This window comes from Paenibacillus hexagrammi, assembly GCF_021513275.1.
GTDB classification, from domain to species: Bacteria; Bacillota; Bacilli; order Paenibacillales; family NBRC-103111; genus Paenibacillus_E; species Paenibacillus_E hexagrammi.
Window position 1 is genome coordinate 4,871,467 of the sequence record NZ_CP090978.1, and the last position, 11,918, is coordinate 4,883,384.

General features: G+C 49.7%; 9 protein-coding genes. All 9 read right to left on the reverse strand.

Going from position 1 to position 11,918, the window contains the following annotated elements:
* Nucleotides 1-150 precede the first annotated feature (150 nt).
* Nucleotides 151-4,797, reverse strand: coding sequence for a fibronectin type III domain-containing protein (locus tag L0M14_RS22050; RefSeq protein ID WP_235118706.1), 4,647 nt, complete (start codon nucleotides 4,795-4,797; stop codon nucleotides 151-153).
* Nucleotides 4,798-5,068: 271 nt separating this feature from the next.
* Nucleotides 5,069-6,205: a BtrH N-terminal domain-containing protein gene (locus tag L0M14_RS22055; protein ID WP_235118707.1), complete on the reverse strand. Its 1,137-nt coding sequence runs from the start codon at nucleotides 6,203-6,205 to the stop codon at nucleotides 5,069-5,071.
* A 203-nt stretch (nucleotides 6,206-6,408) separates the two neighbouring features.
* Nucleotides 6,409-6,789, reverse strand: coding sequence for a Ger(x)C family spore germination C-terminal domain-containing protein (locus L0M14_RS22060; RefSeq protein WP_235118708.1), 381 nt, complete (start codon nucleotides 6,787-6,789; stop codon nucleotides 6,409-6,411).
* Between the two features lie 315 nt (nucleotides 6,790-7,104).
* The gene (locus L0M14_RS22065) at nucleotides 7,105-7,521 is read right to left on the reverse strand and encodes a Ger(x)C family spore germination protein (protein ID WP_235118709.1); all 417 of its coding nucleotides are present in this window, start codon (nucleotides 7,519-7,521) and stop codon (nucleotides 7,105-7,107) included.
* Nucleotides 7,522-7,674: 153 nt separating this feature from the next.
* Nucleotides 7,675-8,358, reverse strand: coding sequence for a hypothetical protein (locus L0M14_RS22070; RefSeq protein ID WP_235118710.1), 684 nt, complete (start codon nucleotides 8,356-8,358; stop codon nucleotides 7,675-7,677).
* A gap of 44 nt (nucleotides 8,359-8,402) precedes the next feature.
* Nucleotides 8,403-8,603, reverse strand: a complete 201-nt coding sequence (locus tag L0M14_RS22075) for a hypothetical protein (protein ID WP_235118711.1) — start codon at nucleotides 8,601-8,603, stop codon at nucleotides 8,403-8,405.
* A 13-nt stretch (nucleotides 8,604-8,616) separates the two neighbouring features.
* Nucleotides 8,617-9,207 (reverse strand): spore germination protein, encoded by a 591-nt coding sequence (locus L0M14_RS31200; RefSeq protein WP_311198761.1) that lies wholly within the window; start codon nucleotides 9,205-9,207, stop codon nucleotides 8,617-8,619.
* Between the two features lie 4 nt (nucleotides 9,208-9,211).
* Nucleotides 9,212-9,991 carry a spore germination protein gene (locus tag L0M14_RS31205; protein ID WP_260115381.1) on the reverse strand — a complete coding sequence of 260 codons (780 nt, stop codon included), beginning with the start codon at nucleotides 9,989-9,991 and terminating at the stop codon, nucleotides 9,212-9,214.
* A gap of 317 nt (nucleotides 9,992-10,308) precedes the next feature.
* Nucleotides 10,309-11,892 (reverse strand): DUF5050 domain-containing protein, encoded by a 1,584-nt coding sequence (locus L0M14_RS22085; RefSeq protein WP_235118712.1) that lies wholly within the window; start codon nucleotides 11,890-11,892, stop codon nucleotides 10,309-10,311.
* Nucleotides 11,893-11,918: the final 26 nt, after the last annotated feature.

Consider the following 11,918-nt stretch of genomic DNA (forward strand, 5'->3'; position numbering starts at 1 on the left):
AGGAGCAGGTAATTCCTTCAAAAAAAAACATAACGATATTAAATGATACATTGAGAGTTTGTGGCCCTGGAATTATAAATTTTATGATGGTAAAAAAAGCCGGCGCAATCTTACGATCGCGTCGGCTTCCACCTCATTCTACCTGTAACTTCAAATCAATTTCGCTTGCTGCAGCAGCCGTTGAATCATCATCGCCGCCTGTGCACGAGTGATTAAATCTTTTGGCGCAAGTTGGTTGCCGGTTACTCCACCGACCAATTTGCGATCGACTAGCAATGCGATGCTCTCTGCAGCCCAATCACCTGATGCACCGCCATCACCGAATCCGGCGATGATAGCTTGCACTTGATTGCCGCTAAGCTTCGGCAACGCATCGTTTGTCAACCGCAGTGCCTTCGCCGTCATGACCATCGCCTGCTCACGGGTAATGGTTGCCTCCGGCTGGAAGTTCCCATCGCCGAATCCCTGGACGAGCCCGTACTCGACAGCTGTACCGACATAGTCCGAATACCAGGACGATGCACTCACATCTGCAAAGGAAGCGCGCGATGCGTTTGGTTTCAAGCCGAGTGCACGAACAAGCATCGCGGCGAATTCCGCCCGCGTGATATTCTGCTCCGGCAGGAAGGTACGGTCATCCACACCATTTATGACCATGCGAGAGCCCATATCGTTTATAGCTGCTTCCGCCCAATGACCTTTCACATCGGCGAATGCAACGGGATGCCAGACAACTGAATATGTGCTGTTTGTCAAACTATTGATTTGCGCATAATAGCGGCCATCAAGCTTCACGATCTTGGTCGGCACGTGACGAACCGTTCCGTTCTCTTCAATCACAACGCCCGTCGTAATCTTGGATGGGTCAACTCCGTCCGGAATAGCAATCGTCCTTTCAACGTACGCATTAAAACGGTCGATCGTAACCGTCTTGTCTTTGAACGTGCCGCTGACGTTAAATTCCACGGCAGGTACAACGAGCTGGAGATCACCTGAGCCGGCTAATTGCTCAACGACCTTGGCGGTATCCTCCTTCGGGGCTCCGATCTCAATCCGAACCTTGATGTCCTGAAGCTCAACTCCTTCACCGAACTTCTCAGCCATACTTCCGATATTAATTTGCTGAGCGGGGAGAGAGTACGAGCTTGTCTCTGTCTTAATCTCGACAACTGCCGATTTGTCTTCCATGCTCCGTACCATTCTGCCGTTCAATTCACCGGACACAACGTCCGACTTAGTTACAACTGGAATCGTAATAACCGCGCCTTTCGTTTGTATATCCAGCTTGGCCTTCAGCTTCGCCTCATCGACTTCAACTGTCGTTACCTTACGTCCATTCACCTCAGACGTTATCAGCTTGCCTGCGCTTTCGCGGCTGCCGTTAACGAGTACATCCGCACTAGGCTCTGAAGGAGCGACAGGAGCAGCAGCTGCAGAAGAAGAGCGAGCACGTGGTGTCACGGCTGCCGACTCACTGGAAGCTTCGGAGTTGCCTGCTATATTCGTAGCCGTAACCGTAAAGGTATAAGACGTACCGTTAGTAAGTCCTGTAACGGTAATCGGGCTGTTCGTTCCCGTTACGGTCTGCCCACCCGGTAAGACCGTTACTGTATATTGCGTTACGGAGCTACCGCCATTGTCAACCGGCGGTTTAAACGATACGTACGCTTTGCCATTGCTTGCCGTAGCGGTAACTTCCGTCGGTACTCCCGGGACAGTCGCCGGCGTAACCGACTCAGTAGATGCGGATGCATCGGAAGATCCAGCAGCATTCATCGCCCTAACCGTGAACGTGTAAGCAGTGCCGTTATCAAGCCCTGTTACAACGATCGGACTCTCGCTCCCCTCCACTGTCTGTTCCCCCGGCCATACCGTTACCGTATAGCCTGTAATTGGACTACCGCCTACAAATGCCGGAGGCGTAAACGATACGGCAGCTTGGGTGTTGCCCCATGCTGCAGAGACGTCGGTCGGCGCTCCCGGTTCCGTAATCAGTACAAGATCAGGTGTTAAGGCCGACAATGCCGACGTTCCGGCATCATTCGTTGCCGACACCTTAAATGCATACGATACACCGTAAACCAGATCTGTTACCGTAATAGGGCTGCTTGTACCGTTTACGGTGCGTCCATCAGGGTAAACTGTCACCGTGTATCCGGTAATCGGACTGCCGCCATCGTTGGAAGGAGGCGTGAATCCAACCGTCGCTTCTCCTTCCCCTTCTTCAACCGTCACACCACTCGGAACACCAGGAACCGCTGCCGGAGTAACGCCGTTTGAAGGTACAGAAACCTCAGATGTGCCAGCCGCGTTCGTAGCCGTTACTGTGAACGTATAGGCGGTACCATTCGTCAGCCCTGTTACGTTAATTGTGCTGCCTGTGCCAGTTGACGTCCGGCCACCAGGTGAAGCCGTCACGGTGTAGCTCGTAACTGCACTGCCGCCATTATCGGCAGGAGCGTCGAAAGACACCGTCGCTTGGCTGTCACCTCGGGAAGCGGCTACGTTTGTCGGCGCTTGCGGTACCGTAGCCGGCGTCACAGGAGAAGACTCTTCGGAAGCTTCCGAAGTTCCTACTGCGTTCGTTGCTGTCACGGTAAAGGTATAAGCCGTGCCATTCGTCAGTTCCGTAACTGGAATCGGGCTGCCGGAACCAGTCACTGTCCGGCCCCCCGGTAAAACTGTTACGGTATACTGCGTAATGCTGCTGCCGCCGTTGTCGGCAGGCGGATCAAACGACACCGTCGCTTCACCATTGCCCCATATCGCGCTAACATTCGCCGGAGCCTCCGAAACGGCCATCGGAACGATCGCATTCGACGGAACGGACGAATCCGACGTTGCCGCGCTGTTCGTCGACGTCACCGTAAACGTGTACGACGTGCCGTTGGTTAGTCCAATAACCTTAATCGGGCTGCCTGTGCCGGTCCCGGTTAAGCCGCCAGGCGATGCTGTAACCGTGTAGCCGGCAATCGCACTGCCGCCGTTATCGTTAGGAGCAGTAAAGGTTACCGTCGCTTCACCGCTGCCTCCCTCCGCCGTAACTACTGTCGGTGAGCTCGGTTTGCCTGCCGGTGTAACACTGTCTGAGGCTTCCGATGCGTCCGAAGTGCCAACGGAGTTCGTGGCGGTTACGGTGAACGTGTAAGCCGTCCCATTCGTCAAGCCAGTGATATCAATCGGGCTGCTTGCGCCAGAGGCTGTGATACCATCCGGCGAAGATGTTACCGTATAAGACGTAATTGGCCGTCCGCCGTCCGAAGGAACGGTTACCGCGATACTAGCAGAGCCATCACCCGGCGTGACGCCTGTCACGCCGGGCGCATCGGGTTTCGTTGGCTGTAGCGTATACGCTTCAGACATAACCATACTATCTGCCATACCGTCCATTACGGCAATCGCTTTAATCGTCATCGCCGCGTTGATGGCGATCGCACTATCGTAAACCGTGCTTACCGAAGTCGGCGTGCTGCCATCTGTCGTATAGTGAATAACCGCCCCGTTGGTGCTTGTCGAAAGTGTAACAAGCGCACCTCGGGCAACTTCGCTGCCAGCCGGAGATGCCGTCGGCGTCTCGGTGAGCGGAATGTTCAATGTATAGGCGGCGGTCATCAATCGGCTGCTTCCCCAGTCGCTGCGATTCGCGATCGCTTTGATCGTCACCGGTCCATTCACCGTGATCGGCCCGCTATACACGGTACTAGCCGTCGTCGGCGTGCTGCCGTCAGTCGTATAATAAATCGCCGCGCCTGCTGCGAAGGTAGATAACGAGACGTTCGTGCCGGGAGAGACTGCGCCTGCAGCAACACTCGCCTTCGGCATGGAAGTTCGCGGCACCGGTCGGTGCGACTCACTGTGATTCGAAGGTCCGGAATTACCTGCTCCGCCGGCTACGAATACCTCCCCTGTCTGCAGCAGCACCGCTTCAGGTGCGATGAGCCCTACGTTCAACGTGGGACCGGAGATCCAGCTGTCCGTTTCCGGATCGTAAATGACGGTGCTCGTAAGCGGCGTGTAGTTCGGATCGAAACCGCCCACCACCGAAACTCTTCCGTCCTCAAGCGTTGTTGAACCATGAATGTAACGCATCGTTGGCATGTTCGCAGCGGCTGACCAGCTGTTTGAAGTAGGATCATAGATCAGTGCGCTATTGGACATCGAGCCGTTCACCGTACCGCCCGAAACCAACACTCTTCCGTCACCCATCAGCGCCGCGCCGAATTCTTTTCGGGTCGAGGGCATGCTAGGGCCTGCGGACCACACATTCGTCGACGGATCGTAAATTTCAGTTGATGCAAGATCACCATCATCATTCCCGCCGCCAATTACCAACACACGGCCATCCGGAAGTGTCACAGCGGTGTGGGCTGCCCTCAGCACGGATAGCGGAGCAGCCGCGCTCCATGTGCTCGTAGAAGGGTTGTAAATTTCAACACTATTAAGAACGCCGGTGTCAAAACTGTTTCCTCCAATGACCATTACCCGGCCATCATGCAGCAAGACTGCGGCGTGACTAAACCGTGCAGTCAGCATGGAAACTCCGTACATCCAAGAATTTAAAGTCGGATTATAAATCATCGTGGTGGCAGTATGCTGCATACCATCGTTTCCGCCGGTCACCATGACCTTACCATCGGCCATCGTGACAGCTCGATGCAATTGGCGATTTGCGGGCATATTTGCATCATTGGTCGCAGCCGAAGCCACGGGCAAATATGCAGGCCATACCAGAACCAAAACAAGCAGGGATGCCAGTAACATACGGAATAGCTGCCTAGTTGCTCTTGAGTCTCTCATCTTGTCGTCTGTTCCTCCATGTGCTCGTAATTTTGAATATTGCGGTAACGATGATAGAGATGCGATTCCGGAATCGCCACAATCATCAACTTCATCGCAATATTCTGAATAAATTCTTCTTTCCCCTCCTTAAAGCGCGCTATCTCCTACAGGGGATTATTCCCTGTTAGAAATATCCGTGTGTTCGAACTTGAGTAGATGTTCTACGGTAACTTTGACCACAGACAAAAGCCCGCCCCCATGATTCATCATGAGGGACGGGCTCCATCAACTATACCTGCAGCTCCATTTCACACAGCCGCAGCTGCTCGACAATCGCGCTTTCGATTTCAAGAATGGCTTGTACATTGCGATCCAGATCATCATACATCCGAACCGATTTGGATATAGCCAATTTTAACGACAGATTGGCACAGATATCCCAGCGTTTGGCCGATTCGGCCAATTGCTCTGTTATCACACCCACAGTCTCCTGTGGCAGCAAGTCGGCGATCTCGAGGAGGAACACCCGGAAGCGGTTTCGCCCTCTGGCGACTCTTTTTAAACAAACATTATAATACTCTTTAAAGAAGTTTGCTGTATCCGTGTCCACGGGGTGCTCCTTGCGGCGCAGCAGGCTCTGCCTGAATTCCTCAATGCTTCGAAGTCCGCTATAGCCTGTGGACGCTTCCTCCCTGCCGCTCATTCGCGAATAGCTTTCCCGAAGGATGCCCAGCAGCTTGGCACGATCCGGCGTATAGTCACTTCCTGCATCGAATTCCATCCAAAGATTGCGGATCGGTCTTCGATACTCACCGATAATCGGATTCAGACGCGGCACATCCGATAGTCTGGCCGTGATGATGTCCTCCATGGGGATTTCCCCGTCAAAATCGCTGCTGCTCAGTAAGTATTTATCGAATACGTGATAAACTCCCTTCTCTTCATCGTACCCGGTGATCACGATAGCATGCAGTCCATGCTCTTTCATATAGGCACGGTGGTAGCTCATATAATACAGGTCCACCACAGCCGCTACAGCCTTATTGCTGTCAATCAGCTCCTTGAGCCGGGCTGCCGCAACCTCGGAGTCATCATGAATATATAGCTGAAACCGGATTTTATCTCGATGCTTCTCGTTCTCCGTATAAGGAGCATCCGGATCATAGTAGGTTGTTTCGGGAAAATAAGCCAGTCCCAGCGAGGAGTTGAGCTCCGCCTCCGTAAACTCCACCGAAGTGGAGAAGCGGTACATAAAGGTCGTACCGATAAAGTTGGTGCTTGGGTCAAACATAAAAGAAAGATAATCAGCAAGCACGAGCCTTGGGTCATGCCCGAGATGAGCCAGACAAGCGCCATAAGCAGTCGCAAAGCAGTCATTGACATACGGTTCAAAGTAGCGGGGCACATGTTCTACAATATTTTTCACGTTTCCACTGCCTTCCTTCGTTGTATTGTAATTCCATACATCAAGGGTACATGAAGGAGACTTGCCGAGTGGAGTTGCCAGAGACTCAATCCGGATAACCGCCGGTATCCATTTTACAAAACAAAAAAAGGTCATATGGATACTTATTTTCTCCATCCGACCTTTTTCTTCTATACTTGAATGTAACCAATCACCATTTAGGCCTATCGGATCGTTCCCGTTCCTCTCAGCCTTACTTTCGCTTTCACCTCAAACTCCGCCTTCGGGTATGCCTGCAACCACTCCTCCCAATGATTATCTTTGCCGGGATGCATGGCGCGGTATCTTCTTCCGAAGCCCATGGGGTCCACTTTATTTTTTTGAAACTTTTTAACAAGCGCCAGCACCCGATCCTCAATTTCTTTTTCCGCCATCTGCTGGTAAGCATCTATCCTCTCCACCTGCAGCGGTATTGTTGATTCTTCAACCAATCCCGTAACTTTTACATTTACTTTAATTAAAGGTATCTCAGATTTGCCGTCCAATACACGAAAGCTCCCGTTCACATCATCGGCGGAAAGCATATAGCTTTCATCATTCTCCATGCCGACCCTAATATCCACCTTGCCGATCCCTCATAGAATACGTTAAATATTTTGGTTTCCTCTGAGCTGAGATCTATGACCTGCTGTTGTTTATTAAATATTGAGAGCTTATTGATGGTTAGCTGGCCGTTGGGCCGAGGTTCTACGATAGGAATAATAGGGTCAATACCACGTTCAGTCATTCTTCTTCTAAAATCAAAGGAATAGACGGATGTTACATAGGCTGTCTCCGTTCCCGATTGGCCAAAAAACATGAAAAGCAGATTAGAAGGCAATCGTTCCGATTTGGGATGCACCTCCATCACCGATACAGCATTAGGTCTGCCTACCGCAACCCAGGCCTCTTTTTTGAATATCCCTTCTACGTACAAACCAGTCCATCATGTCTGTGATATCGCTATGAATCATGGCCTCTCCCAAAATGATGGTCTTGCAATGTCCAAATTCCAGTTCCTTATCTACCTTGGACTTGATAATTCTTACCGCTTCCGTGATGGAGTTAGCCTCTTCCTTAACAATTAATGCCTGATTAGAACCAAATCGTTCCTGCGGAGAGGGAATGGCCAGCTTCACATATACGGCATATTTTTTTGATGAATCTTCAGGCTTGTCCACGCCTATGGTAACTACAAAAAAACGCTTGTCGATGTCCTTAAACCCGCAGCCGGATGCTGTAAGGAGTAAGATGAGCATGAAAAGAAACAGCATGCTTCTAGGAGCCGGACGACGCACGTGATTTCCTCCTAGCCAGGTAGAGTAAAAGCAGAAGCAGAATTATTTCCACACCTAGTCTGACATTTAACCAGCTTTTACTGAATTGATACAGCTTCTCATCATTCCACAACATTTTGCTAAATAGGAATACGCCCGTCACAAACCCAAGTGCTATGCCCCTGCAATGATACGGTTTCGCAGCTTGCTCGGATTCGGCCGGTAAAAAGCGCCTTTAAACATTTCAATCCCTACATGCCAATGAATAAACATACTGGTATACGCCAAAATGGCATAAAGCAGCAAGAACACATATAGCACCCGCTCTACGAAAGCTAGCTCCATACGCATACTGTCCGCCGTTGCCACCCAAGGGAATGGAAAATCTGTAGACCCGTCCGCTCCCAAAAAGCCGATCGGGATAAAGAACGAAGTACATAAATTCCCCACCCCCAGCAAAGCCACAACCCATAGCAATTTAGGCTTCTTGGTGATGTATTTATTGAAAATCAGCATATTGATGTAACCCGTGTAGGTATACGTAGCCGCGCTTATCGTTGTCCAACCAACAGGTTCGGTGACATGTGAAGCAACAATGAGAATCGAATCATAGCTTAAGTATTTATTAAAAAAGGATTTTCCCAACAGAAACAGGATAAAAGGAACGCTAAATACTAGCAAAATCTCCACGGTGTACAGTACCTTGTCGGACTTCATGGTCGAGATGGCAAGCACCACCACAAAAAACACGCCAAGAACTTGAAAATTGTTCGTTTCGGGATTGATAAAGCTTCTAGTGATGTCGGCAAACGCCAAGAGTGTAATCAAACCGGCCAAATACCACATGATTCCGGACAATAGCAAAACTCCTTTACCCAAAAAGTCCGGCAACGAAGAGTTTCTTAATATTTCGGGGAAGGTCTGTCCCGGAAACTTCGCCAGCGCATAGCTGTTTGCGTATAAAAATACCCCACCGAGTATCCCCCTAAACCGATGGACATAATCGCTCCGCTATATTTATGCTCCAGCATGATTCTGGGGACGAAGATCAATACACTCACCAGCATATTGACTAGAATCAAATAATAATAATATCGAAGCAATGGCAGCAGCCCCCTAGGAATCCGATTTCTTTGCCGCCATACGTGAGCTTTCGAAGTACAGCTTCAAGTAAGGCTGTCCATAGCTTTCCATACTTGCCAAATAAGCCACTAAACCGATAAAAGCCGCAATTAAGCCCATTAATCCGAACATGGTTGTGAAAAGAAGCAGTACATATTTTGCAACACGCATGCCGAAGGACATCATGTTAATGGGAATGACAAAATTGGAAATTGCCACGGCTGCAATCAAAATAATCATGATATTACTAACCAGGCCTGCTTGCGTAGCCGCTTGTCCAAGGATCAAACCGCCAACTGTTGTCGCCGTGCTCCCGATACTTTTGGGAAGTCTAATACTCGCTTCAATCAACATTTCCGTCATGATCAACATAAAGAATACTTCCACGTAAGAAGGATACGGAACGCTGGCCCGGCTGCCCGCGATCGACAAGGAAAGCTGGACCCGGAGCACCTCCGGATTATAACTGACTAAACCTACGTACCAGGATGCAAGCGTTGTGCTTACAAAAAGTCCAAGCATGCGTAAAATCACAACAAACCGGCTAATCCAGTAATTTTGGTAAAAGTCCTCCATACTCGCCATAAAATCAAAAAATACGGAGGGAACAATTAGTGCAAAGGGGCTCCTGCAGAAGTAGAACTACTTTGCCATGGTTTAGATTAAACGCAACCCGGTCGGGCCTCTCCGTAGAGAGCATCGTAGGGAATATCGTTCTTTTCTTCGATGTCATCAGCATACTAAGTTGATTGACGGCTTGTACGATGTCCGCATCGATCCGATCTAACGACTTCTTGACCTCTTCCACCACCTTGGGGTCGGTACACTCTTCATCATAAATAAGGGCAAGCGGCGTCCTCGAAACGGTTCCGACCTCTCTGTGCTCAATCATTAGCGTTGTTCGCGGATATCGGCAGCGAATCAAATTCAAATTGACCGCAATATCCTCACTAAGACCGTCTTTGGGGCCTTGAACGACATTTTCAACTGCAGCGTCGCGGACTTTATTATTTTTGACCAGCTTCAAATCCACAAGATACACCTTGTCTCCAAGGTACAAGGCTGCATGGCCGCGAAGCATTTTTTCAAGTGTACTCACGCAAGTTCTATGTAAGGTGACATTAGGAAGCGATTCTACATATTCAATAAAGCTTTCAAATGAATCCGATTGATAAAAAGGAACAAGCAGCGTATCAGAAATGCGCTGCTCTTCCGTTAAACTGGAAATATACACCATGTCAAATTCCTGTTTATTTTTGGAAAAGCAGTTGTGTACGATATCCGGAGATTCACCCAGGCTGTTCACGATCCATTCAAATGTTTCCCGGCTAGCTGTTTGTTCTTGCTGCTCATTAATTTGTGTGACCATGACGCTTCACCTGCTCATCGCCTATACTTTCCATACTTGGTGTAAGTAGGATGTACCAATAAGCATGCGGATATGCATACGCAAAAAGACAGGATGAATGCCCGATGTGACATTTCATCCTGCCCGTTATTCAAGCTTTAGCTTGTTAGCTTACTGAATGATTATTCTTCGACGTCCTGACCTCCGCCGTCCAGTTGGAACCATACCGGCCCCTATTAGAGCCATTGCCATGATGCCGGCAAGCAGCAGTTTTATTTTTGTACGCTTCACAGTGCTTCACCTACTCGATCAGAATTCATTGCTTTGGCAGACTTTCGCTAAGGCTTCAGCCACTTCACGGAGTGATCGGAGGACGACTCGTAGACGATCGAATCCCCATCCGTAAAAAATTGTGCAACTCCGTCCGTAATAGAAAGACGGAGATCTCCCGCGGCGTCAAGGACCTTCATTCCGTATTGGCCGCCTTCCGCAATTTGGCAGACCAGCTTACCATTCACTTCTGCAGTTCGAATCACTTGATCCAGCAGGACTGGGGCATCTTCTTGGGATAGATCCGCCTGGTACAACTGACGAGGCTCAAAGACATAGCCCGACATATAGTAGATGTGACCGTCTATCACATCATACCAATCGGATACTGGATGATCGGACAGCTGCTGCTCGCCGGTCCCGTCCAGGTTGGCCGTGTATAAGAGATGATCGCTATCTTTTACATACATCAATTGATCTTTTATGATAGTAAAAGTTTTAACGCCAAAGGAAGTCAGTTCTGTCGTCTTATTGGTCTGCAGGTTGATTCGATAAATGTGATTCAGAGAACTCGGATCGTTGGGGTCAGCCGAGCCCATCACGTAGGCATCGGTGCCGATAACGGTAGTAGAACGGTCTGGAGTATAGCCGTCCCCTATGTGCCAGCCGTAAATCAGCTTCGGGTCACCCATAGAAGTACCATTCCAACGATCTTGCCCCGCAGCAGCCAAACGGAGATTATCTCCTGACGGCGGAACGCTTTGATTGACCACGAGAGTGCCTTTCGGAGCACTTGCAAAATCCAGATAACCTTGGTGCTCCACCGTACCCTTGCCGTCATCCGAGATTTTCCCATACACATCATGCCCCATGATGGCTCCGCCTTCGTGATACGAAAACCAAAGCTCGTTATCCTTGATCAAAAATGAGACACGCTTATTCGAGCTGTAAGAATCGCTGTATGCGTATGAATAAACCAGCTCCTTCTTTGTCGGATCACTAGCCGGCGATCGATAGATGTTATTCATGCCGTCTTCTGTTTCAGCGAAATAGTAGTAATCCTTATACCTTGCAACACCCATATCCCCAACAGAAGCCGGCAGCGGCACCGAAGTAATCTGCGGATTATCCGACTGAATGGAAAGTCCTTCCGATTCGCTCCACTGATACTCCCATCCGAATTCATCATGAGCGAATCTCCAGGTTAGAGGGAAGTACGCCACATTGTTGTAGCTCAGTAATGGATATTCTTCCTTCGCATTATCAACGGACTTGCCGTTGATCGTGATCTGTGAGGAATGAATCTGCGCCTTGAAGCGATTCTTGTTCTTTTTGTCTGACTGGTACGACACATAAGAAGAGGCAACGTTGCCTTTCGCGATCGAGAGACCGCTAGTCGAATCCCACTTCGTCTCCAGGCCCAGCAGCCTGCAATCATACCATGTCATGGGCACGTAAGTAATATCTTTGTACACGAGCAGCGGATATTCCCGGTTCTGATTCTCCACCTCATTGCCGTTTAGCTTCACGCTAAAGTCAGGCAGGGTGACACTTACTTCCGATTCTGCCGCATAGCTTGGCGCAGCCGTCGTCAAGCAGCCGCCTATACAAACAGAAACCACCATAAACGCAGTAAACCATTTCTTGCTCACACAGCTCTCATCCCTTCTACATGAAA